The following is a 26856-nucleotide window of genomic DNA, read 5'->3' as shown; positions in this document are numbered from 1 at the left end:
GCGATGCAGGTCATTGTAGATCGCCGCCGCCGCACGGGCCGTCGCCGGCCCGGCGGCCCGCGGCGATTACCTGCACGGCGGCGTGGCCGCGCGTGCGGGTAGCCGCGATTATTTCGCGAGCGTGCGGTATGACACGAGGTCGTTGATCGGCCCGATTTCCGGTCCGGTCGCGCCGGGGCGCGTGGCGACCTGCACGACCTTCTCGAACATGATGATGAACGGCGAGTTCGCGAGCACGGCCTTCTGCAGCGCTTCGTAACGCTGCGCGCGCTTCGCGGGCGACGGCTCGACGAGCGCGGCCTCGGTGTCCTTCGTCAGTTGCGGAATGTCCCAGCTGTTGCGCCACGCGAGCATCTTGGTCGGCGACTGGTCCGAGTTGTCCGGATTCCATGCGAAACCGCGCGCGTTGCTGTTCGGGTCCATGTAGTCGGGCGACCATTCGCCGACGAAGATGTCGTGCTGGCGCGCGCGATACTTGCCGATCGCCTGCTTCGCGTCGCCGGGGATCAACTTCACGCGGATGCCGCCCTGCGCGAAGTTCGCCTGCAGCGCCTGCGCGATCTCGAGGTACGGATAGTCGTTCGGCATGTCCATCGTCACGTCGAAACCGTTCGGCAGGCCGGCCTTCGCGAGCAGCGCCTTCGCCTTCGCGACGTCCTGCTTGTACGGCCGCGCGTTCAGCGTGCCGAGGAAGCCCTCGGGCAGGAAGGTCTGATGCACCTTGTAGGTCGTGCTGACGATGTTGCGCTGGATGCCGTCGTAATCGACGAGCCACTTCATCGCCTGCTGCACCTCGGGCTTCGCGAGGTTCGGGTTCTTCGTGTTCAGGCTCAGGTACAGCAGGGCCGACACCGGCCACGACGCGACCTTGATCTTGCCGGCCTTCGACAGCGCGGCGAGGCTGTCGGGGCTCAGGTTGCGCGCGGCGTCGGCGTCCCCGTTCTCCAGCAGCAGCCGTTGCGCGGACGCTTCGGGCACGTGACGCAGCACGACGCGCTTCATCGGGTACGGCGTGCGGTATTTGTCGAAGCGCTGCAGCACGATGGATTCGTTCGGCGTCCACTTGACCAGCTGGTACGGGCCCGAGCCCGCGTCGTTGGTGCGCAGCCAGCCGCTGCCGAAATCGTTGCCTTGCTGGTGCGACAGCAGCAGCTTCTTGTCGAACACCGATGCCGGGCACGCGCTCAACACGTTGAGCACGAAGCTCGGCGCGTACTTGCGGTCGGTTTCGAGCACGACGGTTTGCGGATCGATCGCGCGCACCTTTTGCATCACGTTCGCCTTCGTGAGGCCGAGATCGGCGAGCACGCCGGCCGGCCCCTTGTCGAGCAGGATGGTGCGCTGCAGCGACCATGCGACGTCGTCGGCGGTGACGGGGTTGCCGGAGTGGAACGTGAGGCCCGGGCGCAGCTTGAACGTGTAGGTCAGGCCGTCGGCGCCGACCGTCCACGATTGCGCGATCTGTCCGTCGAAGCGCGTCGGGTCCTTCAGGTCGACGCGCACCAGCCGTTCGTAGGTGTTCGCGACGTATTCGGACGGCACCAGCTCGTAGATCCCGCTCGGATCGAGGGTCGTGAATTCGCCCAGTTGCGTGGCGACGACGAAGATGCCGGGCGGCGTGGCAGCCTGCGCCGGCAGCGCCGGAACAAGCGCGACGAGCGCGGCGCTGACGAACAGCCGGGACAGCAGGTGCTTCATGCGGGCTCCGTTGAAAAGGAATCGTGGTGCGATTCTCTCATCGACGGGCGCCCGGATGAAAATATTCGGCAGGTGCGCCGGTTGGCGCGTCGCGACGGACCGGGCGGCTCGCGCCGTCGGGCGTCAGATCGCGCAGCGCGCGACCGCGAAGCGCATCGCTTCCTCAGGGGGCTCGCTGCCCGAGCCGCGCACGACCTTGATCACCGAGCCGTTGCCCGACGGCGTCAGCGTGACGAAGTACGAATTCGAACCGACGGCGATGTCCGTCACGCCGTTGTGCTGCGATCGTTCGGTGCCCGACAGGCGGCTGTCGAGGCAGTTCGCGATCGCGTAGGCCGGGCGTTGCGATGACACGTAGATCATCGGTGCAGCCCCCGAGCCGGCCGAGTCGGACGACGGAGCGGAACCGCAGGCAGCGAGCAGGGCAGCGGGGAGGAGCAGCAGGAATCGTTTCATGGTCGGTCGTCGGGTGTCTCGTATCGAGGCTGGAGCGCGGGGTGGCGAAACGCGAAGCTTCGCGACGAAACCGCCCGGAATCGGGCCGCTTTTGACGGACGACGATGCAACGGGCGGCTGACGACGGAGTATACCCGCAGCATTTGACGCCGTCGGCGCGTTGAAACGATTCGATACAAAGCGCCCGCTGCCGGACGGGCGCTTGCGTCGGTCGTCGCCGTTATCGGCGCATCGCGCGGTCGTCGATGCCGGCGCGCAGTCCGGCGCCGCGCATGCGGATCAATGCGCGCCGGCCGCCGCCGCATCGGCATCGCCGCCGCCCGAGCGCGACGGTTTCGTGATCCAGATGAGCGGGATGATCGCGATGAAGATGATCGCCGACACGTAGAAGATGTCGTTCAGGCCCATCACGGCCGCCTGCGAATCGACCGATGCATTGAAGAACGCGAGTGCCGAATCGGGGCCCAGGTGCAGCAGCGAACGGCTCGTGTCGAGCTGTTGCGTGAAGACCGGATTGGTGACGCTCGCCTGTTCGGTGAGCCGCACGTGATGCAGGATCGTACGGTCGTTCCACGCATTGCCGATCAGCGACGTCCCCACCGCTCCGCAGAACGTGCGGCCGAAATTCGACAGGCCGGCCGCGGCCGGAATCTTTTCCGGCGGCAGCCCGGACAGGATGATCGACGTCAGCGGCACGAAGAACATCGCCATCGGAATGCCCTGCAACAGCGTCGGCAGCACCAGATCCCGGCGCGACACGTCGGTATAGAACGTCGTGCGCATCATGAAGACAACCGCGAAGCCGACGAACGCGAGCGTCGCGATATAGCGCGGATCGGTGCGCGGCAGCAGACGCCCCATGACCGGCGTGAGCAGGATCGCGAAGAATCCGAGCGGCGCGGTGGCCAGCCCCGAATCGACCGCGCGGTAGCCGAGATAGCCCTGCATCCATTGCGGCAGCAGCACGAGCGTGCCGAAGAACATCCCGTACGCGACGGAAATCGCGATCGTGCCGCCCGCGAAATTGCGCTGCGTGAAGAGTCGCAGGTCGACGATCGGGTTGGCTTCGTGCAGCTCCCACACGAGGAAGAACGCGAAGCCGATCAGCGCGACGATGCCCAGCGCGACGACCACCGGCGAGTTGAACCAGTCGAGATCCTTGCCCTTGTCGAGCATGATCTGCAACGACGCGACCCACAGCACGAGCAGGAGCAGGCCGACCGTGTCGATCGGCATGCGGCGCGTGGCCGATTCGCGATCGCGGAACACGAACCACGTGACGGCGGTCGCGAAGAAGCCGACCGGAATGTTGATGTAGAAGATCCACGACCAGTTGTAGTCGTACGTGATCCAGCCGCCGAGCGACGGCCCCGCGATCGGGCCGACGAGCGCCGTCATCGACCACAGCGCGAGCGCGGTCGACGACTTTTGCCGTGGCCATGCGCCGAGCAGCAGCGCCTGCGACAGCGGCGCGAGCGGCCCTGCGACCGCACCCTGCAGGATCCGCGCGGCGAGCAGCGTCGGCAGGTTCGGTGCGATTCCGCACAGCCACGACGCGAGCACGAACAGCAGGATCGACGTGACGAACAGGCGTACCTGACCGAAGCGCTGCGTGAGCCAGCCGGTCAGTGGAATCGACACCGCGTTGGCCGCCGCGAAGATCGTGATCACCCACGTGCCTTCGTCGACCGACACGCCGAGCTCGCCCGAGATCGTCGGGATCGCGACGTTCGCAATCGACGAGTCGAGCACGTTCATGAACATCGCCAGCGATACCGCGATCGTGCCGATGACGAGCCGGCCGCCCGACAGCGGGCCTGAAGACGAGGGAGAGGACATGGCGTTCCTGCGTGATGGACGAAGGCCGTACGCTGCGCCCGCACGTGGCGTGCGGCGCGCGGCGAAGCGCGAAACGGACGGACGCGCGCGCGCCGCACGGCGGCCCGACGAGCGGTGCCGTCGCGTGCGGTGGTCGGTTCGAACGGTGAATCGGAATGGCGAAGCCGGGCCGGCTTCGCGGAGCGGGAGGGTGCCGGTCAGGAGGGCGCGACGCGCGTGACACGTCGGCGGGCAGCGGGCACGTGGCTGCCGTAGCGGGTGTGGTCGTTTTTCATCGTCACAGGCTAACGATGCGGCGAACGACGATCAACGCTTGCGCACTCATTAATTCCTTTCGTGGGCCGCAATAATGTGGACGCCGTGCATCGATCGCAGGCCCTACGGCACGGTCCGCCACGCAGTGAAGACTTCGGTCAGGAACTCGACGAATGCGCGCACCTTGCTGTCTAGCGTCGCGCGTTTCGGGTAGAGCGCGTGCAGCTCGACGTCGTCGGTGCGATGCCAGTCAGGCAGCACGATTTCGAGTTCGTTGCTCTCGATCCGCCGTGTGGTGAAGTGGGTCGAAATCAGCGCGATGCCGCCGCCGCTCGCGGCCTGGCGCAGCACCGTGACCGATTCGTTAGAGATCAGCACGGGCCGCACCGGCACGTCGGCGACGTCGCCGGCCGCGTTGGTGAGGCGCAGCGTCAGGCCGGGCGTGTCGCGGCCGACGAACAGGATGTCGTGATCGACGAGATCCTGCGGCGTGCGCGGCCGGCCGGCGCGGTCGAGATAGCGCGGGCTGGCCGCGAGTTTCGCGTGCGACCAGCCGAGCGCGCGCGCGACATAGCCGGAATCGGTCAGCACGCCGGTGCGCAGCGCGACGTCGAAGCCGTGTTCGACGAGGTCGAGCGCGCTGTTGTCGTAGATCAGCACGAGCTGGACCAGCGGGTAGCGCCGGCGAAACTCGGCGAGCGCCGGTTCCAGTTCGAACAGGCCGATCGCGTAAGGCACCAGCACGCGCAGCGTGCCTTCGGGTTCCGTGCGCAGTGCGCGCACCTGACGATCCGCGTCGAGCAGGATCTCCTCGGCGCGCAGGCAGCGTTCGTAATAGTCGCGGCCGGCTTCGGTGACGGACACGCGGCGCGTCGTGCGGTACAGCAACTGGACGCCGAGGTCGTCCTCGAGCTGCCTGATCTTGCGGCTCACGCGACTGAGCGGCATGTCGATCTGCGTGGCCGCGGCGGTGAAGCTGCCGCGTTCCACCACGCGCAAGAATATCCGGATGCTCTCGAGGTCCATGCGATTCGTTTCGGTGGTTGGCCTGCGCGCATCTTACCGTCGCGGGCCGGAACGCTGCGGATCGAGCCGATTATCCCGCCCGGCGCAATAACGCATCCTGCCCGCGCCCCGTAGTGGCGGCCGCCGCGCGACCGTATGCTCGCCGGATGAAATTCGCTTTCCCCAGCATGCCGCCGCTCGCGGCCGTCCGGGCCGCGCTGCGCGACGCGCGTCCGACGCTGCCGCCCGGCGCGCTTGCATTCGCACTCCGCAATACCGCCGCGTCGTTGACCGCGCTCTATATCGCGTTCCGGATGAATCTCGACGATCCGATATGGGCCGCCTCGACCGTGTGGATCGTCGCGCAGGGCAGCCGCGGAATGGGGCTGTCGAAGAGCCAGTACCGGATTCTCGGCACCGCGATCGGTGCGGCCGTGGCGCTCGCGCTGACCAGCGCATTCGCGCAGACGCCCCAATTGTTCCTGCCCGCGCTCGCCGCGTGGATCGGCCTGTGCGCGGCCATCGCGACGTTCCAGCGGAATTTTCGTGCATATGCGGCGGTGCTCGCGGGCTATACGGCCGCGATCGTCGCGATGGACGCGGTATCCGCGCCGCTGCATGCGTTCGACATCGCCGTCGCGCGGTTTCTGTACGTGGTGGTCGGCATCCTGTGCGGTGCGCTGTTCGAAACGGTCTTCGCACCCGGCGCGCCGCTGAAGGATGTCCGCACGCGACTCGCGCGCTATCTCGACCGCGCGGTGACGGTCGGCGCGGACGCGCTGCGCCGCGAGCCGAACGACGCGGCCGTGCACCGGTTGTTCGCGGACGCGCTCGAACTCGATACGGCGGCCGAATATGCGGCGGCCGGCGCGCCGCCGGTGCGCAACATGATCGGCCATCTGCGCGCGGCGGCGCTCGGCGTGCTCGCCGCGCAAGCCGCGGGGCAGGCGATCCGCGAGCATGTGGCGCGCGGCGGCGATGCGCCGGAACCGCTCGTCGACGAGGCGGCACGCGTGCTCGACCGGGTCGCCGTATCGGGCGACGCCGGGCACGAGATGGCCGCGCTGCGCGCACGCGTGGACGACGCACTGCGTGCCGAAGCGGCCGCGCCGGCCGGCCCGGACACGTCGCGCCTGCTCACGCTCGATCGGCTGTCGGCGCTGCTCGGCGGCTTCGACCGTGCATTCGCGAGCCAGGCATTGCTCGACCGGCCGGTGCCGCCGCCTGCACGCGTGCGCTACGCGTTCCACCGCGATCCGGTGCTCGCATGTCACAACGGCGTCCGCGCGTTCATCGCGGTGCTGGCCGCGTCGGCGATCTGGATCTTCACCGCGTGGCCGGCGGGCGGCGGGTTCGTCGCGATCACGGCCGTGGTGAGCGCGCTGTTCTCGACACGTCCCAATTCGGTGCGGGCGATCGTCGGTTTCCTGAAAGGCACGGCATGCGCGGCGGTCGCGGGCGTCGTCTGCAACTTCGCGCTGTTGCCCGCGGTGTCGGGCTTCGAGATGCTGGCCTACATCCTCGGCGTGTTCCTGATCGGCACCGGCCTTGCGATACGCCATCCGCGCACGGCCGCGATGGGCAGCGCGTTCTCGATCTTCTTCTGGAATTTCACGTCGCCGAACAACACGACGCGGATCGGCGATGCCGCGTTTCTGAACAGCGCGCTCGCGACGCTGCTCGGCATCGCGTTCGGCGCGTTGGTATTCGCGCTGGTGTTTCCCGGCGATCCGGGCACGAGCCGGCGACGCCTGCATCGCGCGGTGCGCCGCGACCTGGCGCGGATCGCGCGCGATCCGCGGGCGTGGTCGGCGAGCGTGTGGCTGAGCCGCACGGCCGACCGTCTCGCACGCGAGCTCGGGTTCGCGGGTAGCGTGCCGCAGACGCTGATCGAGCACGACATGCGCGATCTGCTCGCGATCTGGGGAATCGGCGACAGCCTGCTGTCGCTCGCCGAGCTGGCCACGCGCGAACCGGCCGCGCGCCGTGCGGCGGCGGCGGTGCGTGGGCGCGTCGCACGGGCGGATTTCGCGCGGCTCGAGCGAACTTGCGACGCCGCGGCCGGCCTGTTGCGACGGCGCGTGGCCGCGCGCGACGGCGACGACGCGCATGCGTTGCTGAACGGCGTGGTGCTGCTGAGGCGGATCGCGGATGCGGCGGCCGCGCATGGCGACTTCCTGCGCGGCCGCCGCGATCGGGCAGGATGGCCGCTCAGGTGAGGCGGTAGGACGGGCCGGGCGTCACCTCGGCCGGCAGCGGCTCGCGGTTCAGTTCGAGCAGCGTGCGCTCGATCTGCCGCGTCATCGCATCGAGCGCGAGATGGTTCGGCCCGTCGCCGAACGGCTCGGCGATCGCATGCGCGATTGCGTCGAGCGCGATCAGCGTATAGGCGACGAAAACTGTTACAAAAGGTGTCGCCGCGCCGATCGAGTCGACGAGGCCGAACGGCAACAACACGCAATACGCGTAGATGGTCCGGTGCAGCAGCACGTCGTATGAAAACGGAATCGGCGTCGATGCGATACGCTCGCAGCCGCTCACCATCGCGACGAGATCGTCGAGGCGCGCATCGAGCATCCACAGGCGCGTGTCGGCAAGATGGCCCGCATCGGCGCGCGCGGCGAACGCTTCGCGCAGCGCGTGCACGATGACGACCGGGCGAAACCGGGAAGCGGCGACGCGCGCGTAGGTGGCGCCGTCGAGCAGCGCGCGCAGGTCCGCGGCCGGATCGGTGCCGCGCAACTGGTGCTTGAGCGCGTAGACGAACGCGACGACCGTGCGCACGAATGCGCGGCGCGAGGCGTCGTCACGGTCGAGCGCGCCGTAGCAGAGCGCCTGCGATACCAGCGTGCGCGTGGCGGTCAGCACGCCGCCCCACAGCTGCCGGCCTTCGCGATAGCGTTCGTAGCTGGCGTTGTTGCGAAACCCGGCGAAAATCGCGAGCGTCAGGCCGATCAGCGTGAACGGCGTCGGGTTCAGCGGCACCTTCTCGCCGAGCACGCGGCCGCCGCCCCAGACCGCGACGAGGCTGATCGCGAGCGTCAGCACGAGCTGCGGCAGGATGGTCGGCAGCACCGAGCCGTTCCAGACGAGCAGCATCCGCAGCCAGTGCTCGCGCGGACGAACGATCATCGTCGTGCTCCGTCAGGCGGCGATCGAGGCGGGCGCGGCCGCGCGATGCAGCAGCACGGGCACCGATTTCGACGTCGGCGTGTTGCACACGTCGCCGACGCTGTCGAGCGGCACGAGCGGGTTGGTTTCCGGGTAGTACGCGCCGATGCAGCCGCGCGGAATGTCGTACTCGACGAGCAGGAAGCCGTCCGCGCGCCGCTCGATGCCGTCGTGCCACACGGTTTCCATGTCGACCCATTCGCCGGCCTTCAGGCCGAGCATCGCGAGATCGTCGCGGTTGACGAACACCACGCGGCGCTGGCCGAACACGCCGCGATAGCGGTCGTCGAGCCCGTAGACGGTCGTGTTGTACTGGTCGTGCGAGCGCGTCGTCATCAGCGTCATCAGCCGGTCGCCGTGCAGCGCGCGGGCGCGCTGGATCGGCGTGTCGGTCGGCAGCGCGTGCGCGATGAAGTTCGCCTTGGCCGTCGGCGTCAGCCATTCGCGCTCGCGCGATGCGACGCGCAGGTGGAAGCCGCCGGGCCGCGCGATGCGTGCGTTGTAGTCGTGGAAGCCGTCGACGGTCGCCTCGATCGCGTCGCGGATCTTCGCGTAATCGTCCTTGTATGCGAGCCAGTCGATCGTGCCGCTGCCGAACAGCGCGTGGCCCATGTGCGCGACGATCGCGGGCTCCGACATCAGGTTCGGCGAGGCCGGCTTGTTCATCCCGTACGACACGTGGACCATGCTCATCGAATCCTCGACCGTCACGCCTTGCGCGACGCCGTCCTGCAGGTCGATCTCGGTGCGGCCGAGCGTCGGCAGGATCAGCGCGTCGCGGCCGTGGATCAGGTGGCTGCGGTTCAGCTTCGTCGTGATGTGCACGGACAGTGCGCAGCGCCGCATGCCTTCCCACGTGCGCGGCGTGTCGGGCGTCGCCATCGCGAAATTGCCGCCCAGACCGATCAGCACCTTCACACGGCCGTCGAGCATCCCTTCGATCGTCTCGACGACGTCGTAGCCGTGATGGCGCGGCGGTTCGAAATCGAACACGTGGCCGAGCCGGTCGAGGAACGCCTGCGACGGCTTTTCCTCGATGCCGACCGTGCGGTTGCCCTGCACGTTCGAGTGGCCGCGCACCGGGCACAGGCCGGCGCCGGGGCGGCCGATGTTGCCGCGCATCAGCATCAGGTTCGTCAGCATTTGCACCGTCGCGACCGAATGCTTGTGCTGCGTGATGCCCATGCCCCACGTCGCGATCACGCGTTCGCTGCGTGCATAGAGCTGCGCGAGCGCGTCGATCTGCTCGTACGGCACGCCGCTTTCGGCCGTCAGCGCGGACCAGCTTTCGTTGCGCAGATCATCGGCGAACACGTCGAAGCCGGCCGTGTGCGCGCCGATGAACGCGGTGTCGACGACGCGCGGCGCACCGGCGGCGCGCGCGGCGTCGTCGAGTTCGAGCACGCGCTTGGCCATCCCCTTGATCAGCGCGAAATCGCCGCCGATCGTCGGCTGGATGAACGTCGATGCGATCTTCGTGCCCGACATCGTCAGCATCTCGAGCGGGCTTTGCGGATCGGCGAAGCGTTCGAGGCCGCGCTCCTTCAGCGGGTTGATCGACACGATCGTCGCGCCGCGCTTCGCGCACTCGCGCAGCTCGCCCATCATCCGCGGATGGTTGGTCGCGGGGTTCTGGCCGAAGATCAGCAGCGTGTCGGCATGCTCGAAATCGTCGAGCGTGACGGTGCCCTTGCCGACGCCGACCGACGCCGGCAGCCCGCGGCTCGTCGCCTCGTGGCACATGTTCGAGCAGTCGGGGAAGTTGTTCGTGCCGTATCGCCGCACGAACAGCTGGTACAGGAACGCGGCCTCGTTGCTGGCGCGGCCGGACGTGTAGAACGCGGCCTGGTTCGGGTCCGGCAGCGCGCGCAGGTGGCGCGCGATCAGCTCGAACGCGTCGTCCCACGCGATCGGCACGTAGCGGTCGGTCTGCGCGTCGTACACCATCGGGTCGGTGAGCCGCCCGTGCTGTTCGAGTTCGAAATCAGACTGTTCGAGCAGTTCGGTCACCGTGTGCGCGGCAAAGAAGTCGGGCGTCACGCGCTTGCTCGTCGCTTCCGCGGCCACGGCCTTCACGCCGTTCTCGCAGAATTCGAACGTCGATGCGTGCTGGCGGTCGGGCCATGCACAGCCCGGGCAGTCGAAGCCGTCCGGCTGGTTCTGGCGCAGCAGCGTGCGGTAGTTGCCGCCGGCGACCTTTTCCTTGATCAGGTTGATCGTGACGGCTTTCAGCGCACCCCAGCCGGCGGCCGGATGGGTATACGGTTCGATGCGCGCGGTGGCGGATTTCTTTTTCATGATGCGGGTGTCGGGGTCGATGCGTGCAGAGTACGCGCGGCGCCCGTACCGCTGTGTGTACACCTGTTCACTTCAAAAAAGAGTACAGTTTCGGCCATTCATACCATGCGGATCGCAACTGTGTTGCTGAAGGGAAGCTGAAAGGAGGCACGTGAAGCGTTACGAACAACTGGCCGACGATCTCCAGGCGCAGATCGAGCGAGGCGTGTACCGGCCCGGCGAACGGATTCCGTCGGTGCGGCAGGCGAGCCGGCAGCAGCAGCTCAGCGTCACGACCGTGCTGCGCGCGTACCTCGTGCTGGAAAGCCGCGGCCTGATCGAAAGCCGGCCGCAGTCGGGCTACTTCGTGCGGGCGCGCGCGGCGGCGTCGGCCGAGGCCGAGCTGCATGTCTCCGCACCCGCCGCCGAGCCGTCGGCCGTGGACGTGAGCCGGCTCGTGCTGTCGACGCTGCGCTCGATCGCGCGCGACGACGCGGTGCCGCTCGGCTCGCCGTATCCCGACGCGTCCCAGTTTCCGGTGCAGCGCCTCGCGCGCTATGCGCAGACGATCGGGCGGCGACGCACGCGCTGGGGCGTGATCGACGACCTGCCGCCCGGCAATCAGGAGTTGATCCGCCAGATCGCGCGGCGCTATGCGGAGCGCGGGGTCGCGGTCGAGCCGGGCGAGATCGTGATGACGATCGGCGCGACCGAGGCGATCAACCTGTGCCTGCAGGCGGTGGCGAAGCCGGGCGACACGATCGCGGTGGAGTCGCCGACGTTCTACGCGATGCTGCACGCGATCGAGCGGATGGGCATGCGCGCGCTGGAGGTCGCGACGCACCCGGGCGACGGCATCGATCTCGACGCGCTCGAGCGGGTCCTCGCGCGCGAGCCCGTCGCCGCATGCATGGTGATGCCGAATTTCCAGAATCCGCTCGGCTTCCAGATGCCCGATGCGCGCAAGCGCGCGCTGGTCGAACTGCTCGCGAAGCACGGCGTGCCGGCGATCGAGAGCGACGTCTATCACGAGCTGCACTTCGGCGACACGGCGCCGAGCGCACTGAAGTCGTTCGATCGCGACGGACTGGTGCTGCATTGCGCGTCGTTCACGAAGAGCCTGTCGCCGCGCTACCGGATCGGCTGGGCGATGCCGGGCCGTTATCGCGACCAGGTCGAGAAGCTGAAATTCCTGAACACGCTCGCGACGCCCGCGATCGAGCAACTCGCGATCGCCGAATACCTGAAATACGACGGCTACGATTTTCACCTGCGGCGCATGCGCAAGCAGTATGCGCAGCAGGCGAGCCTGATGAGTGCGATGGTGCGGCGTTTCTTCCCGGAAGGCACGCGGCTGTCGCAGCCACAGGGCGGCTATGTGCTGTGGGTCGAACTGCCGCCGCAGGTCGACGCGATGAAGCTGTATACGCTGGCGCTCGCGCAGCGGATCACGGTTGGGCCCGGGCACATGTTCTCGGCCGGCACCGATTACCGTCATTTCATCCGGCTCAACTACAGCTACCCGTGGTCGCGGCAGATCGAGGACGCGCTGAAGGTGCTGGGGCGGCTCGCGTCGGAGTGCGCGGCGCGGTGAGCGCCGCTGCCCGACGGCGGGGCAGACGGCCGCTGGCGGCTGGCCGTCGTGGCCGCTATCAAGCCGCGCGCGGCGCGTGCAGCCCGGCTTGCGCGGCGTCGGCCATCTGCCGCATGTCGAAGCCCGACGGATGCTGGTACACGCGCAGCCCGAATTCAGGCAGCACCGCGATCAGATGGTCGAACAGGTCGGCCTGGATGGTTTCGTAGTCGACCCACGTCGTCGTATCGGTGAAGCAGTACAGTTCGAGCGGAATGCCCTCGGCCGTGAGCGGCAGTTGTCGCGCCATGTTCGTCATGTCGCGGCGAATGCGCGGATGGCCCTTCAGGTAGTTCGCGACGTACGCGCGGAACGTGCCGAGATTCGTCAGCTGGCGGCGGTTCGCCGGGCAGTCGCCGGCCGCGCCGAGCGTGCCGTTCCATTGCTCGATCGCGTCGACCTTGTCCTCGAGATAGTCCTTCAGCAGCGTCAGGCGTTCGAGCCGTTCGATCTCGTCGTTCGTGAGAAAGCGCACGCTCGTCGCATCGACGAACAGTGCGCGCTTGATGCGGCGGCCGCCCGCTTCGGTCATCCCGCGCCAGTTCTGGTAGCTTTCGGTGATCAGCTTCCACGTCGGCACCGTGATGATCGTGTGATCGAAGTTCGCGACCTTGACGGTGTTCAGCGTGATGTCGATGACCGTGCCGTCCGCCCCGGCCGACGGCATCGTGATCCAGTCGCCGATCCGCAGCATGTCGTTCGACGACAGCTGCACGCCGGCGACGAGGCCGAGCAGCGTGTCCTTGAAGATCAGCATCAGCACCGCGGACATCGCGCCGATGCCGGACAGCAGCAGGCCGATCTGCTTGCCGGTCGCGTCGCCGATCACGACGAGCGCGGCCGTGATGAACATCACCAGCTTGACGAGCTGCATCGCGCCTTTCAGCGACAGGCGCGGCTGGTCGCGCTGCGAGGTGCGGTGCGTATGTTCGAGCGCGGACAGCGTCGCGCTGATGGTCATCGTCACGAGGAACACGATCAGCGCGAACAGCACCTTGTCGGCGACCTGCGCGACTAGGCCCGGCATGCCGGGCACCGCGCCGAGCCCGAGCTTGATCACGACGAACGGGACGATGCGGTTCAGCCATTTGAACGCGCCGAATTCGAACAGCGCGTCGTCGACGCGCGTGGCGGACAGCCGCGCGAGACGCGCCACCACGCGAAACAGCAGGAAGTGGACGACAGCGGTGACCGCGCCGGCGGCGGCGAGCAGGACGACGATGCCGACGAGCGGCGTCAACCAGGATTCGTTCAGGGTCATAGGAGCAGACTGGGGCCTTCTTGTGCGTTGAATCGGCGCCGCGATGCGGCGCGCGCCCGGTGATGGGCGCATGAAAGGGACCGTGATTGTGCCATCGGGTTCCGGATGCGTGCCGCCGGCGTCGAACAGGGCATCCTGCTGGCCGTTGCGTTGTCGCTGATGCGGCACGTGCGCCACAGCTACCAGCCGCACACGATGGTGCTCGAACCCGTCGCCGGCAACGGCCGGCGGCAGCCGGTGCCCGCCCGGCGCGGCGCAATGACGGCGCCCGGGTTGATCGTCTACCGGTTCGGTGCCGACCTGTTCTTCGCGAACGATCATCTGTTCGCTGCCGAAGTGACCGCGCTCGTCGATGCGGCGCCGGTGCCGCCGCGCTGGTTCGTCGTCGATGCGGGGGCGATCGCCGATGTCGATTATTCGGCCGCGCGGACCCTGGCCGATCTCGTCAGGACGCTGCATGCGCGCGGGATCGGCGTGCTGTTCGGGCGCGTAAACCGCTATCTGCGCGCGGACATGGATCGTCATGGGATCACCGACGTGGTCGGTGCGTCGTGCATCTTCGCCACGCTGCATCAGGCGCTCGAGGCGGCGGGCACGACGCCCGCGCCGCAGGAGCCGGGCACGGTGTAGCGGGCAGCGCCGCTACGCGACCGCGCGCAGCCGCGCGAAGCCGTTGCGCAGGTAGCGGGCCAGCTCCGTCGCGGCGGGCGTGTGCTGGCCGCGCGGCACGTGCAGGTCGATCGAGAAATTCGGCAGGGCGGGCAGGCCGCTGCCGGCCGACAGGATGTCGAGATCGGGCGGCACGGTGGACGCGAGCCAGACGGTCACGGCAAGATCGGCGCGCACGGTCGCGGCCGTTGCATCGAGGCTGCCGTTCTCGAACACGGTGCGCCACGGGCGATCGCAGCTGCGTAGTGCGTCGAGCACCGTCGGGCGGAATGCGCAGGTCTGCGCGACCATCGATACCGGCAGCGGCGAGTGCCGATGCGCGATGCCGCCTTTCGCGCCGACCCACACCAGCCGGTCGACGGCGATGCACTCGCCGCGCGACGACCCGACCGGCGCCTCGATCAGCGCGACGTCGAGCTCGCCGTGCTTGAGCCCGCGCCGCAACTCCGGCGACGCCGCGCACACGAGCGTGAGCGCGACCTGCGGATGCGCATGCGCATAGCTTTTCAGGATCGGTGCGAGACAGGTGCCGACCAGATCCTGCGGCGCACCGAGACGCACCGCGCCTTCCACCGCGCCGGCGCTCAGGTCGGCGAGCAGCGCATCGTGAGCGGCGAGCAGCCGGCGCGCCTGTTCGAGCAGCCGCTCGCCGGCCGCCGTCAGCAGCAGGTTACGGTGCTCGCGAACGAACAGCGGCCCGGACAGCGTTTCGAGCCGCGCGACCTGCTGGCTGATCGCGCCTTGCGTCAGGTGCAGCGCGTGGCCGGCTGCCGTCATGCTGCGATGATCGGCGACCGAGACGAATGCGCGCAGCAGCGCGAGGTCGAGATTGCGTGCCATGCGTCGCATTATGAACGCTAATGGGTAGCATAAAAAGCTTTCGCTGTCGTAATGACGAAATCGCAGGTAAAAACAGGGTTTCCGTGACGACGACCGGGAGCCTTCGTGCCGCTTCATGACTATTTCCCGCTGATGCTGTTCGTGATCGTGTCCACCGTGACGCCGGGCGGCGCGACGACGCTCGCGACCGCGTCGGGCGCCCATTTCGGCTATCGGCGTTCGTTGCCGTTGATGGCGGGCATCGCGGCTGGCCTCGCGTCGATGGCGGCGGCGGCTGCCGCCGGCCTCGGCAGTGTGCTGCTCGCGCTGCCTGCGTTGCAGCTCGCGATGAAAGCGGTCGGCTCGGCATACCTGATGTGGCTGGCCGTGCGCATCGGCCGTGGCGGCAAGCCGCGGCTCGATGTCGACGTGCATCGGCCGCAAGGGTTCGTGAGCGGCGTGTGGATGCTGTGGCACAACCCGAAAGGCTGGGCGATGACGCTCGGCGCGGCCGCATCGTTCGCGGCGCTCGCGTCGGGTCCGGCACGGCTCGGCGTGCTGCTCGGCTTCGCATTCGGCGTGGCTGCGATGGCGTCGTTGTCGCTGTGGTGCCTCGCCGGGCTGCTGTTCGCACGCGTGTTGCGTACGGAGCGGCAGTGGCGCTGCCTGAATGCGGGGCTCGGCTTGTTGCTCGTGGCGTCGATCGTGCCGATGTGGTTGCCTTAGCGGGAGGCCGCGCACGCGGCGCGGCCCGTCTTCAGCGCGAACCGGCCGGTGTGTTGCGGGCTCGTCCGTCGCCGCCTGCGCCAGCCGAGCGCAACGGCAGTCGCAGCGTCGTTGCGAAGCTCGCCGCATGCAGCGCACACAGCAGCCCGAACGCCCACGCATACGCGACGGCCTGTGTGCCGCCCGCCGACGTCGATTCGGCCTGCAGCCGCCACGCGAGAAACAGCGTGCATAACGTCGTGAACGTCGGGCCGCCGAGCCGTTGCACGATGTTGAGCGATGTGGTCGCCATCGGCAGGTTGCGGCGCTCGACCGACGCATACGCGGCGGTGATCGACGGCGCGCCGATCGCGCTCTGGCCCATGCCGCGCAGAAACAGCGCCGGCACGAGCACGAGTGGATCGTAGCCGGTCAGCGAGAGGAACACGAACGGCAGCGTGGCGAGGAGTGCGAGCAGGGCGCCGGCCGCGGCCAGCCGGCGTACGCCAAACCGGCTCGTCAGCGCGCCCATCGACGGATAGGTGACGAGCATGCCGAGCCCGAGCGGCGCGAGCAGCCAGCCCATTTCGCCCGGGGTACGCCCGCATGCCTGGATCAGGAATACGGGAATCAGCATCTGGCCTGCATACAGCGCACCGTTCGACAGGAATTGCGTGCTGGCTGCCGCGCCGAACACGCGCGAGCGAAACAGTGCGAGATCGATCAGCGCATGCTCGCCCTGGCGGCGCTCGAAGCGCAGGAACGCGACGAGCAGCAGCGCCGAGCTTGCGACCGCCGCGATGCCGGGCGCCGAGCCGATCCGCTCGACGCCGTACAGGAACAGCACGAGGCCCGGCGACAGCAACGCGAGGCCGATCCAGTCGAGTGCGCGCCGCGGCGCATCGTCCCGGTCGCCGGGCAGGAACCGCGCGGCCAGTGCGAGCGCGAGCGCGCCGACGGGCAGATTCACCAGAAACAGCCAGCGCCACGACATTTGCTGCAGGATCGCGCCGGCCACGACCGGGCCGAGGATCGGCGCGAGCAGCACCGGCACCGCCGCGTAGCCGATCACGCGCGCCATCTGCTGGCCGGCGACGCGCGCGATCATCATCTGCGCCATCGGCGCGAGCAAGCCGCCGCTGACGCCTTGCAACACGCGGAACGCGATCAGCGACGGCGCGGACCACGCGAGCCCGCACAGCGCCGACGTGAGCGTGAACGCCGAGAAGCACCACAGGTAGAGCGCCTTCGCACCGATGCGGTCGACGAGCCAGCCGTTCAGCGGCAGCACCAGCGTCAGCGCGAGCAGGTAGCCGCTCGTCACCCACTGGATCGTCGACAGGCTGGCATGCAGGTCGGTCGCGAGGCTCGACAGCGACACGTTGACGATCGTCGCATCGAGCTGCGACAGCAGCGAGCCGAGCGTCGCAACCGCGCTGACTTTCCAGATCGACGGATCGAGCCGGCCGGCCGCGTGGCCCGGCGCCGGCCGGATGCGCTCGTCGCTCACGCGCCGCGCCGGTCGAGCAGCGCGACGATGTCCTGCGTCGTGCCCGTTTCGCCGAGGCGCGGGAACAGCCGCTCGACGCTGTTGACGTGCGCGTCCGCGTTGAGGTCGGTCATCGCGTCGACGGCGAGCGTCACGTTGTAGCCGAGTTCGTGCGCCTGCCGCGCGGTCGATTCGACGCCGATGCTCGTCGCGACGCCGGTCAGCACGATCTGCGTGACGCCGGCTGCCTTCAGATGCGCGTCGAGACCGGTGCCGGTGAAGGCGCCCCAGGTCCGCTTCGTCACGACGTGGTCGGTCGGCTGGCGGTTCAGTTCGGGCACGAGTTCGGTCCAGTCAGCGGGGAGCTGCGCCGTGCGCGGCGGTTGCTCGGTGCGGCCCGGTGCGCCGCCCGCGACGTTGACCAGCACGACCGGCAGGCCGCGGCTGCGGAATGCGTCGAGCAGTTCGCGGGTGCGGGCGATCACCGGTGCGACCGGGTGCGCGGTGGGGAGGGCGACGATGCCTTTCTGCAGGTCGATGACGACCAGCGCCGTGTTCGTGTCGAGACGGGTTGCGCTCATGATGGGACTCCGGGGAAGGGACGAGGAAAGCCGTGCGCGCGTATGCCGCGTGGCGCACGGGCCGGTTCATTGCTCGCCGATGCGGCGGATCAGCGGGATGGCCGCGGCAAGCGTGTCGATGTCTTGCGGGTCGAGCTTCTCGATCGCGGCGCCGAGCCATCGGTGTTTCGCGGCGTGGCGCTTGCGTCGCGCGTCGAGGCCGGCGGCGGTGAGTTTGAACAGGATCTGGCGGCCGTCGGTCGGATGCGGTTCGCGCTCGACGAGCGCGTCTTCCTCGAGGCTCGCGAGGATCGCCTTCATCGACTGCGGCTTCATCGCCTCGGCGCGCGCGAGATCGGCGGTCGTCATCGGCCCGTGCCGTTCGAGCCGTGCGAGCGCGCTCGTCTGGGACATGCCGAGCCCTTCGGAATCGATCTCGGAGCGCAGCCGGCGGATGAGCTGGCCGACCGCGAGGGTCAGGTCGGCGGCGACGGTTTCGGCGGAAACGCCGGGTTTGCGTGGCGGGTTCATGCGGCGAAGCATAGAACACGACAGTTTAACTTGCAAGTTTGACTGTCGAATTGGTCGCCGGCTGGCGGCGCTGCCGGGCGCGATTACGCGCGTCGATTCGCGATCGGTACGACTTCGCTGTATCGCGGGGTCGCGTTTTCGTGCAGCAGATCGCCGAGGTACTGGCCAAGTTCGTCGGCGGCGAGCGTCGACGGGATCTGCAGATTGGCCGGGCGCCGCTTGCCATCGGCGCCGAGATCGAACACGGCCCAGCGGCCGTTCGTGCGGACGACGGCGAGCAGCCGGCCGAACGCGTTGAAGCGGTATTCGTGCTGCATGACGTCGCTCCCGTAGCGTGAACGCGCCGGCTGCCCGGGCGCGGTTACCGGATCGAGCAGGACAGCCAGCGATGGATCCGGATTGCGTCGCTCGATACGCCGGCACGCGTCGGTGCGCCGAGCAGCACGACCGTTTCGCGGCGGCCTTTCACGCGCATGCGCATCACGACGCCGTGCCCCGATTCGTTGATGAAGCCGGTTTTCTGCAGCCGGATCGGCAGGCGGCGGTAGCGCACGAGCGGGTCGGAGTTGACGTATACGAGTTCGCCGTCGCCGGGGCGCACGGTGGTCGACAGATCGGTGGAGAAATAGCGGATCAGCGGATCCTGCGCGGCCGCGCCGACGAGCCGCGCGAGATCTTCCGCCGTCGACACGTTGTGCGGCGACAGGCCGGTCGGCTCGCGGAAGTGCGTATGCCGCATGCCGAGCCGGCGCGCTTCGCGGTTCATCGCCTTGACGAACGCGGTGCGCCCGCCCGGATAGTCGCGGCTCAGCGCGGCGGCCGCGCGGTTCTCCGACGACATCAGCGCGATATGGAACATCTCGCGGCGCGACAGTTCCGAGCCGACCTGCAGGCGCGAACCGGTGAACTTGATCGTGTCGCGATCGCGCGCGGTCACGCGCAGCACACCGTTCAGCGGACGATCGGCGTCGCGCGCGACGACGGCCGTCATCAGTTTCGAGATCGATGCGATCGGCCGTACGGCGCGCGCATTGCGGGCCAGCAGCGGGGTGCCGGAATCGACGTCGAGCACGTAGGCCGCGCGCGAATGCAGCGACCGGACCGCGCGCGGCGTGTAGCCGCAACTGGCGAGCAGCGTCGGTTTGGCGGGCGGGCGCGGGCGCACGGCCGTCGTGCGTTTCGCGCGTCGCTGCTGCGGTGCGGGTGCCGCGTGGCGTTTGACCGCCTGATGCGTCACGCGCGGGCGGCGATGCTTGACGGCCTTTTTCTTGCGATGAGGCTTCTTCTTGACGGCCTTCGTGTGCGCATGCGGCTGGGTGCGATGCGGCTGCACGCTTTGCGCGGACGCGTTCGTGGCGAATGCGAGCACCAGGAACGAAAGGGCCAGGATCAGGGTGGTCCGGGCGCGAGGCAGGCGCGCGATGAGGCCGGTCAAGCGAAAGTCTCCTTTTCACGCGCGATGCGGCTGCGCGGAACGTGTGGGCGGTCAGCGGGTGCGGGAAATTATACGGTCGATCGCCGCGCGATGACGATCGGATGACGTGCAATGACGCGTGATACGGGAGGATTTCCGCCGTTTTCGCGCTGCCGGACAGCGGTGCGCGTGAGATGAAAAGCGGGCGGGCGTGCGGTTCAGCGCGGCCAGTTCCGCCGCGACACGACCGCAAAACTGATCGCGATCGAACCCGTCACCGCGCGTGGCGGCGCGTCTTCCAGCGCGTCGCCGAAGCGGAAGCGGCGGCTGCGCCCGTCCGTGCATTTGGCACGACGCTTCGGTGCGCGCGCATCGGCGACGACGGGGCATGCGGTTGTATCCGCGACATCGGATGATGGCTCGGCCACGCAGTCGGCCGCTGGATCGAGAGACATGACGGTGAATTCCGGGAAGGGGATGTCCGTATTGAACGCCATTGCATTCGATCGGTAAAATGAATATTTCGATCATTCCGATTCCGTTAAAGAATGGAACTCAGACTGTTGCGCACGTTCCTGACGGTCACCGAGCTATGCCATTTCAGCCGTGCGGCCGATGCGCTGCACATGAGCCAGCCTGCGCTCAGCAAGCAGATCGGCGCGCTCGAGGCGAGCCTCGGCGGCAAGCTGTTCGAGCGCGGCCGGCATGGCGCGGAACTGACGCCGTTCGGCGAACGCTTCCTGCCCGACGCGCAGGCGCTCGTGCGCGATGCCGACGAAATCCTGGCGCGTGCGCGGGAAGCGACGAGCGGGCAGCGCGGGCACTTGCGACTCGGCATCTGCTTGTCCGTGCTCACGCTCGTGCCGAAGCTGATCGCCGAATTCCGCCGTTGCAATCCGGGTATCGCGGTGACGCTGAGCGATCTGTCGTCGTCCGAACAGACGCGCCGGCTGCGCGCCGGCAAGCTCGACGCGGGCTTCCTGCGTGTGCCTGCCGACGAAGGCCTGTCGTCGTTCAAGGTGACCGACGAAGCGCTCGCGCTCGCGGCGCCGCCGCATCTCGGCTTCAAGCGCGTGCCGGCCAACCTCGACGTGCTCAACGAGATCGGCTTCATCGCGCTGCAGCGTGCGCGCGGGCCGGGGCTGGCCGCACAGATCGACCGGTGGTGCGTCGAGCGCCGCTTCGTGCCGCACGTGATGCAGCAGGCGGAGGACGTGCAGTCGGTGCTGACGTCGGTCGCGGCCGGCGTCGGCGTCGCGTTCATCCCGTCGAGCGCGCGGTACCTGCTGCGCGACGCGACGGTGCTGCCGCTCGACGGCCGGGACGCGAAGTGGCGCGTGGGGCTCGCGTGGCGGTCCGATCGCGACGACCCCGTCACCGCGCGTTTCGTGTCGTTCATGCGCGCGGCGCTCAAGGGGGCGTGACGCGGCGTATAGTGTCCGCGATCGTTTTCTCAATGCATGCCGGTGCCGACGCCGGCCGACGAACCCGAACCGATGACTTCAGAAACCGACGCATCCCCGCTCGATCCCGCACTCGTTGCCACGCTCGCGACGCTGCACGAAGCCGCGAGCGATCCGGCCGGCAAGGCGTGGTCGCTGCCGAAGATCGCGAAGCGTACGCAACTGCCGATGAGCACGCTGCGCCGCGTGCTGACGCAGCTCGACGCCGCGGGCCTGAGCGCGACGACGCTGAACGAGGACGGTACCGGCAGCGCCGCACTGACCGACGAAGGGCGCGCGGTGTGCGCGCAGCTGTTCGGCGCGAACGACGCCGGATGAACGAAAAACGGGCCGCGGATGCGGCCCGTTCGTCACCGAACGACGGCGGGTCGGGGCGTTCGGCCCGCGCGGGTGGCGCACGGGCCGGCACGTCGACATCCGCGGGACGTCAGAACCATTGCTTGTAGCGGCGCACGTAGATCGTCTTGACGATCTGCGCGAGCACGATGTAGCCGACCATCGTCGTGCCGAGCCACAGCCAGTAGGTGCCCGGCAGGTGCATGAAGCCGAGCGCTTGCGCGAACGGCGAGAACGGCAGCCAGCAGCCGATCGCGATCGCGGTGAAGGTCGACAGCAGCACCGGCAGCGACGCCGTGCTCTGCAGGAACGGAATCTTCTGCGTGCGCAGCAGGTGCACGACGAGCGTCTGCGACACGAGGCTCTCGATGAACCAGCCCGAATTCATCACGATCTGACCGCTTGCGCCGCCGTTCAGGTGATACAGCGCGCCCGCACCGAACACGGTCCACATCAGAATGTATGTCGTGATGTCGAATACCGACGACGTAGGCCCGACCCACAGCATGAAGCGGCCGATGTTGCCGGCTTCCCACTTGCGCGGCTTCTTCAGGAACTCGGGGTCCATCTTGTCCCACGGCAGCAGCATTTGCGACGTGTCGTAGATCAGGTTCAGCACGAGCAGCTGCGTCGCGAGCATCGGCTCCCACGGCAGAAACGCGCTGGCGACGAGCACCGAAAACACGTTGCCGAAGTTCGAGCTGGCGGTCATGTTCAGGTACTTCAGGATATTGCCGAACGTCTCGCGACCCTTGATCACGCCTTCCTCGAGCACCATCAGGCTCTTTTCGAGCAGGATGATGTCGGCGGTTTCCTTCGCGATGTCGGCGCCGCTGTCCACCGAGATGCCGACGTCGGCGTCGCGCAGCGCGGGCGCGTCGTTGATGCCGTCGCCGAGGAAGCCGACCGTGTGGCCGTTCGCCTGCAGCGCCTTGACGATGCGCGCCTTCTGCAGCGGCGTGAGCTTCGCGAACACGGTGGTGCGTTCGACGACCTGCGCGAGCGTGGCATCGTCGAGCGCTTCGATCTCCGTGCCGAGCATCGGCTTGCCGGGGTCGAGGCCGACCTGGCGGCACACCTTCATCGTGACGGTCGGGTTGTCGCCCGTCAGCACCTTCACCGCGACGCCGTTCTCGCGCAGCGCGGCGAGCGCCGGCGCGGCCGATTCCTTCGGCGGATCGAGGAAGGTCAGGAAGCCGCGCACGACGAGATCGCGTTCGTCGGCGGTGCGGTATTGCGCGCGTTCGTCGCCGCGCGGGATCGTGCGCGTGGCGAGCACGAGCACGCGGAAACCGTCCTCGTTGTACGCGGTGGCCTGTTCGAGCAGCCGCTTGCGGGCCACGAAGTCGAGCGGGCGCACGCCGTCTTCATCCTGCACGTGCGTGGAAACCGCCAGCATTTCCTCGACCGCGCCCTTGCAGATCAGCAGGTGCGCGCCGTGCGTGTCCTCGACGACGACCGACAGGCGGCGCCGCACGAAGTCGAACGGCAGTTCGTCGATCTTCTTGTAGCCCTGCGGCTTCACGCGTTCGCCGATTTCGTCGGCGCGCGCGACGACCGCGATGTCGATCAGATTTTTCTGGCCGCTCTGGTGGAAGCTGTTCAGCCAGCCGAGCCGCAGGATGTCCTCGTTCTTGTGGCCGGACAGATCGAGGTGATGTTCGAGGATGATCTTGTCCTGCGTGAGCGTGCCGGTCTTGTCGGTGCACAGCACGTCCATCGCGCCGAAGTTCTGCACCGAGTTCAGCCGCTTGACGACGACCTTGCGGCGCGCCATCGCGACCGCGCCGCGCGCGAGGTTCGCGCTGACGATCATCGGCAGCATCTCGGGCGTCAGGCCGACGGCCACCGCGAGGGCGAACGTGAGTGCGCTCAGCCAGTCGCCCTTGGTCAGGCCGTTGATCATGAACACGATCGGCACCATCACGAACATGAACTTGATCAGCAGCCAGCTGACGCTCGCGACGCCGCGGTCGAAGCTCGTCTCGACGCGCTTGTGGCTCACGACGTTGCGCGCGAGCGAGCCGAAGTACGTGTCTTCGCCGGTCGCGACGACGACGGCCGTCGCCGTGCCGCTGACGACGTTGGTGCCCATGAAGCAGACATTCTCGATGTCGAGCAGCGACGCCGGTGCGTCGTTGGCCGCGGCGGCCGCATGCGTGCTCGCGGATTTGCCGGCCACCGCGCCGAGCGTGTCGTACTTCTCGACGGGCAGCGCCTCGCCGGTCAGCACGGCCTGGCTGATGAACAGGTCGCGCGACGCGAGCAGGCGCACGTCGGCGGGGATCATGTCGCCGGCCGAAAGATGCACGATGTCGCCGACGACGACCTCGCGCATCGGCACCTCGCGGCGCGCCGGCTCCGACGTGTCGGTCACCGCGCGCTGCACGGTCGCCGTCGTGCGGACCATCGCCTTGAGCTTCTCGGCCGCGCGCAGCGAGCGGAACTCCTGCACGAAGCGCAGCAGCGCGCTGATCGTGACCATCGTCAGCAGGATCGTCATGCCGACGTAATCGCGATCGTCGGGTGCCGCGAAGTAGACGTCGGTGCAGAAGCTGATGGCGGCCAGCACCAGCAGCACGTAGACGAACGGGTTATGGAACGAAAGCAGCAACTGGCGGGTCCAGTGCGGCGGCTTGTCGTGCGCGATTTCGTTCGGGCCGTCATGCTGCAGGCGGTCGGCGGCCTGGTCGTAGGTGAGGCCGCGCGTGCTGGTGCGCAGCGACTTCAGCGTGGCTTCGAGCGGGCGGGCCGCTTCCTGCGCGGCGCGCATGATGCGCGGGTCGTGCTGCTGGCCGGCGCCGGCCTTGATGAAGCCGCGCTGTTTCTTGTGCGAGGTGTCGTATCGTGTCGTCATGAATCGCTCCTTGCGCACGAGGCGGCGGGCGGGGAGCGACCGTGACGTTATCGACGCACGAGCGCTCCCCGCCGCGTCGCGTCAGGCGCGATCGGCTGTGGATCGGTAAGATCGGTAAAAGCGGGAACGCTCGCCGGCGCGCGTGATGCGGACGGCGTGTCGATGCGCAGCGTCGCACCGGCGAGCGGTAATCGACTACTGTCGTCTGAGTTCATCTGCACTCCTGTCGGTTGCGGATAGTCGGCACGGGCGATCGGCAGCGGCGCGCGCAACGAGGCACGCGGCCGGACGGCACGCGAACGGAGAGCGCACGCGGCCGGTGCCGCGCGCAACACGAACGCACGCGCGCGACGGCGCGTCGCGTGCATTCGACAACATCGAAAATTCGGCGGGGGATCTGGCCGGTAATCAGGCCGGAAGGGCGCCGCATCCTGCTTCCCGGGATGCGGCAGAAGACGAGGCTCTGCGCGTTTTCCTCAGGCAGCAGTCAAGTTGGTCGGACACCAACTACAACTCGCATCGGTGTTCACAGAACACTCCATGTAATTAGACGGGAGCGATGGTAATGGCTCGCTGTGCGAAGCGTCAACCCTTTTGTCGGCCTTTTGTCGGCCCTTTTTTCAGGCGTTTTTTCGGGATACTCGATCGTGCCGATGCACGTTCGCGGGCACGCGCGACAGCCTGTCACGAAACAGCCGCGCGCGTGCCATGTCGGCATGCGCGCGGCCGCGTCGAACGGGGTGCGGGTTACCGGTTCGCGGCCGCGACCGCGGTCCCTGCATCGAGGATGCCGGAGCCTGCCGGCATTGCCGTGCACGACGTACCGGCCGCCAGCTTCGCCGCGCGCGTGCCGCCTTGCAGCTTCTGCAGGATCTGCGCGGGCGTGAGATTGCCGTTCACCGACAGCATCAGCGCGGCGACCCCCGTCACCTGCGGTGTCGCGAGGCTGGTGCCGTTCGCGAGGCCATAGGTGTCGGTGCCCGGCGTCGTCGTGCCGGTGTTCGACGTCGACAGGATGTTGACGCCCGGTGCGCTCAGCGCGACATCGGCGCCGAAGTTGCTGAACGACGCGCGGCGGCCCGTCGCGTCGGTCGCGCCGACGGTGATCACGCCGCGGCAGTTCGCGGGCTGATCGAGCCCGTTCGACAGGCCGTCGTTGCCGGCCGCGACGACCACGGTCACGCCCTTCGCGGTCACGTCGTCGATCGCCTGCTGGAACGTCGTGCTGCATGCGCCGACCCCGCCGAGGCTCAGGTTGATGATCTTCGCGGGATTCGGATTGTTCGGCACGCCGTTGACGGGAATGCCGGCTGCCCAGCGCATGCCGTCGGCGATGTCGCTCGTCACGCCGCCGCACTTGCCGAGCACGCGCACCGGCAGGATTCGGCTGAGCCACGATACGCCGGCGATACCGGTGCCGTTGTTGGCCGTCGCACCGATCACGCCCATCACGCGCGTGCCGTGCCAACTGCTGTTGCTCGGCTGGCTCGCGCAGTGATAGTAAGGGCCGTTGGCGTCGTCCAGTTCCTGCTGCGTGACCCAGTCGCCCGGATCGGTTGCGTCCGGGCCGCGCGTCAAGCCGTTGTTGCTGGTGTTGACGTTGCTGATGAAGCTGTAGCCTTGCTGTATCAGGTTGCCGACGAGGTCGCCGTGCGGCCGGTAGCCGGTGTCGAGCACGGCCGTGACGACGGTCGGCGAACCCTTGGTCACGTTCCATGCGGGCGGCAGGTCGACGCCGGCGGTCGGGTCGGACAGGTACCACTGCTGGTTGTAGAGCGGATCGCTCGGCGTGTCGCGGATCTGCATCGGGTGATCCGGTTCCGCGTAGTCGACATCGCTGTCGGCCGCGAACGCCTGTGCGAGCGCGGCGGCATCGGCGGCGGCCATGCGCTGGCCGAGCGACAGCACGGCCGCGCCGTTCGAGATCGTTCGCTCGACCTGCACGTTCACCGGCGTTTGCGGGACCGTGCTCGCGTACGCGCGTGCACTGCCGGTCACCGGTGCCGTCCAGCGCGTCATCGCGCGCTGGATCACCGCGTCGAGTCGCGAGCCGTTGTCGACGGCCGCCATCGCACGCGTGGCCGTCAGCGTTTTCAGCTTGACGATCAGGTGATCGACCGGCGGCTCGACCGGTGCGGCCTGTGCGGCCATCTGCACGGCGGCCTGCTGCGACGTGCACGCATTGCTGCCGGACGACGCGGGCGGGGTGGTCGGGGCGGGCGCGGGAGCGGGCGTCGGTGCGGGGGCCGGTGCGGGCGCCGCGTTGGACGAAGACGGATTGCTGCCGTCGCCGCCGCCACCGCCGCAGCCGGCGAGGGGCAGCAGGGCGGCGGCGGACAGCATGCCGGCGAGCATGCGCGCATGTGCGGGGCGCGCCAGCGCGAAATGGAAACGTTTGGCTCTCATGTTGAAACTCGA

The 26856-nt window shown here is 68.3% G+C and carries 22 protein-coding genes and 1 pseudogene; 6 read left to right on the top strand and 17 right to left on the bottom strand.

The features are described 5' to 3' along the window. Nucleotides 1-108: 108 nt before the first annotated feature. The 4 genes from WT97_RS10620 to WT97_RS10605 form a co-directional block, all read right to left on the bottom strand. A complete protein-coding gene (locus WT97_RS10620; RefSeq protein WP_059500316.1) occupies nucleotides 109-1698 on the bottom strand; it encodes an ABC transporter substrate-binding protein in 1590 nt (529 codons plus the stop codon). A gap of 123 nt (nucleotides 1699-1821) precedes the next feature. After that, on the bottom strand, nucleotides 1822-2154 hold the full coding sequence (locus tag WT97_RS10615) for a hypothetical protein (RefSeq protein ID WP_059500317.1): 333 nt from the start codon (nucleotides 2152-2154) through the stop codon (nucleotides 1822-1824). A 279-nt stretch (nucleotides 2155-2433) separates the two neighbouring features. Beyond that, the gene (locus WT97_RS10610; RefSeq protein WP_060353394.1) at nucleotides 2434-3993 is read right to left on the bottom strand and encodes a DHA2 family efflux MFS transporter permease subunit; all 1560 of its coding nucleotides are present in this window, start codon (nucleotides 3991-3993) and stop codon (nucleotides 2434-2436) included. A gap of 378 nt (nucleotides 3994-4371) precedes the next feature. Then, nucleotides 4372-5274, bottom strand: a complete 903-nt coding sequence (locus WT97_RS10605; RefSeq protein ID WP_059500319.1) for a LysR family transcriptional regulator — start codon at nucleotides 5272-5274, stop codon at nucleotides 4372-4374. A 146-nt stretch (nucleotides 5275-5420) separates the two neighbouring features. On the opposite strand from WT97_RS10605, the gene WT97_RS10600 reads away from it, so the two are divergent. Beyond that, the gene (locus tag WT97_RS10600) at nucleotides 5421-7472 is read left to right on the top strand and encodes an FUSC family protein (protein ID WP_060353468.1); all 2052 of its coding nucleotides are present in this window, start codon (nucleotides 5421-5423) and stop codon (nucleotides 7470-7472) included. Here WT97_RS10600 and WT97_RS10595 read toward each other — a convergent pair. Further along, entirely contained in the window at nucleotides 7465-8385 is a 921-nt protein-coding gene (locus tag WT97_RS10595) for a bestrophin family protein (RefSeq protein WP_060353393.1), read from the bottom strand. The two genes, WT97_RS10600 and WT97_RS10595, sit on opposite strands and share 8 nt — an antisense overlap. Nucleotides 8386-8397: 12 nt before the next feature. Then, complete coding sequence (locus WT97_RS10590) at nucleotides 8398-10722, bottom strand: FdhF/YdeP family oxidoreductase (RefSeq protein WP_060353392.1); 2325 nt, start codon at nucleotides 10720-10722, stop codon at nucleotides 8398-8400. Nucleotides 10723-10873: 151 nt separating this feature from the next. On the opposite strand from WT97_RS10590, the gene WT97_RS10585 reads away from it, so the two are divergent. Then, complete coding sequence (locus WT97_RS10585; protein ID WP_060353391.1) at nucleotides 10874-12295, top strand: PLP-dependent aminotransferase family protein; 1422 nt, start codon at nucleotides 10874-10876, stop codon at nucleotides 12293-12295. A 58-nt stretch (nucleotides 12296-12353) separates the two neighbouring features. On the opposite strand, the gene WT97_RS10580 is transcribed toward WT97_RS10585, so the two are convergent. Further along, nucleotides 12354-13595, bottom strand: a complete 1242-nt coding sequence (locus WT97_RS10580; protein WP_059500323.1) for a mechanosensitive ion channel family protein — start codon at nucleotides 13593-13595, stop codon at nucleotides 12354-12356. A 117-nt stretch (nucleotides 13596-13712) separates the two neighbouring features. On the opposite strand from WT97_RS10580, the pseudogene WT97_RS10575 reads away from it, so the two are divergent. Continuing rightward, nucleotides 13713-14225, top strand: a pseudogene (locus WT97_RS10575) (STAS domain-containing protein); the annotation flags it as partial. A 12-nt stretch (nucleotides 14226-14237) separates the two neighbouring features. Here the strand turns inward: WT97_RS10575 and WT97_RS10570 are convergent. Next, a complete protein-coding gene (locus tag WT97_RS10570; protein ID WP_060031749.1) occupies nucleotides 14238-15113 on the bottom strand; it encodes a LysR substrate-binding domain-containing protein in 876 nt (291 codons plus the stop codon). 96 nt (nucleotides 15114-15209) lie between these two features. Here WT97_RS10570 and WT97_RS10565 point away from each other — a divergent pair, with 96 nt between their 5' ends. Then, the gene (locus tag WT97_RS10565; protein WP_082741779.1) at nucleotides 15210-15809 is read left to right on the top strand and encodes a LysE family translocator; all 600 of its coding nucleotides are present in this window, start codon (nucleotides 15210-15212) and stop codon (nucleotides 15807-15809) included. Nucleotides 15810-15840: 31 nt separating this feature from the next. On the opposite strand, the gene WT97_RS10560 is transcribed toward WT97_RS10565, so the two are convergent. The 6 genes from WT97_RS10560 to WT97_RS10535 form a co-directional block, all read right to left on the bottom strand. Next, nucleotides 15841-17298 carry a DHA2 family efflux MFS transporter permease subunit gene (locus WT97_RS10560; protein WP_060353389.1) on the bottom strand — a complete coding sequence of 486 codons (1458 nt, stop codon included), beginning with the start codon at nucleotides 17296-17298 and terminating at the stop codon, nucleotides 15841-15843. Continuing rightward, entirely contained in the window at nucleotides 17295-17858 is a 564-nt protein-coding gene (locus tag WT97_RS10555) for an isochorismatase family protein (RefSeq protein WP_059500327.1), read from the bottom strand. Before WT97_RS10555 ends, WT97_RS10560 begins: the two co-directional genes overlap by 4 nt. Before the next feature lie 66 nt (nucleotides 17859-17924). Beyond that, nucleotides 17925-18380: a MarR family winged helix-turn-helix transcriptional regulator gene (locus WT97_RS10550; RefSeq protein WP_060031740.1), complete on the bottom strand. Its 456-nt coding sequence runs from the start codon at nucleotides 18378-18380 to the stop codon at nucleotides 17925-17927. Between the two features lie 71 nt (nucleotides 18381-18451). Next, nucleotides 18452-18685, bottom strand: a complete 234-nt coding sequence (locus tag WT97_RS10545) for a hypothetical protein (RefSeq protein ID WP_059500329.1) — start codon at nucleotides 18683-18685, stop codon at nucleotides 18452-18454. A 44-nt stretch (nucleotides 18686-18729) separates the two neighbouring features. Further along, nucleotides 18730-19803: a serine hydrolase gene (locus WT97_RS10540; protein WP_060353388.1), complete on the bottom strand. Its 1074-nt coding sequence runs from the start codon at nucleotides 19801-19803 to the stop codon at nucleotides 18730-18732. Nucleotides 19804-20000: 197 nt separating this feature from the next. Beyond that, entirely contained in the window at nucleotides 20001-20279 is a 279-nt protein-coding gene (locus tag WT97_RS10535) for a hypothetical protein (RefSeq protein ID WP_060353387.1), read from the bottom strand. A 51-nt stretch (nucleotides 20280-20330) separates the two neighbouring features. Between WT97_RS10535 and WT97_RS10530 the strand changes: the two genes are divergently transcribed. Then, nucleotides 20331-21206: a LysR family transcriptional regulator gene (locus WT97_RS10530; protein ID WP_059500332.1), complete on the top strand. Its 876-nt coding sequence runs from the start codon at nucleotides 20331-20333 to the stop codon at nucleotides 21204-21206. A 72-nt stretch (nucleotides 21207-21278) separates the two neighbouring features. Continuing rightward, entirely contained in the window at nucleotides 21279-21563 is a 285-nt protein-coding gene (locus WT97_RS10525; RefSeq protein WP_082741794.1) for a transcriptional regulator, read from the top strand. 109 nt (nucleotides 21564-21672) lie between these two features. Here WT97_RS10525 and mgtA read toward each other — a convergent pair whose 3' ends face one another. From mgtA to WT97_RS10515, 3 genes are all read right to left on the bottom strand, one after another. Beyond that, nucleotides 21673-24438: a magnesium-translocating P-type ATPase gene (gene mgtA / locus WT97_RS10520; protein WP_082751374.1), complete on the bottom strand. Its 2766-nt coding sequence runs from the start codon at nucleotides 24436-24438 to the stop codon at nucleotides 21673-21675. Nucleotides 24439-24485: 47 nt separating this feature from the next. After that, complete coding sequence (locus tag WT97_RS34545; protein WP_179949671.1) at nucleotides 24486-24653, bottom strand: hypothetical protein; 168 nt, start codon at nucleotides 24651-24653, stop codon at nucleotides 24486-24488. Nucleotides 24654-25185: 532 nt separating this feature from the next. Continuing rightward, on the bottom strand, nucleotides 25186-26844 hold the full coding sequence (locus WT97_RS10515) for a S8 family peptidase (protein WP_060353386.1): 1659 nt from the start codon (nucleotides 26842-26844) through the stop codon (nucleotides 25186-25188). Nucleotides 26845-26856: the final 12 nt, after the last annotated feature.

Origin of the sequence: Burkholderia sp. MSMB1459WGS (assembly GCF_001534535.1) — a bacterium.
In the GTDB taxonomy this organism is placed as follows: Bacteria; Pseudomonadota; Gammaproteobacteria; order Burkholderiales; family Burkholderiaceae; genus Burkholderia.
The sequence above is the reverse complement of the archived record's forward strand: the minus strand, read 5'-3'. Positions and strand labels throughout refer to the sequence as shown.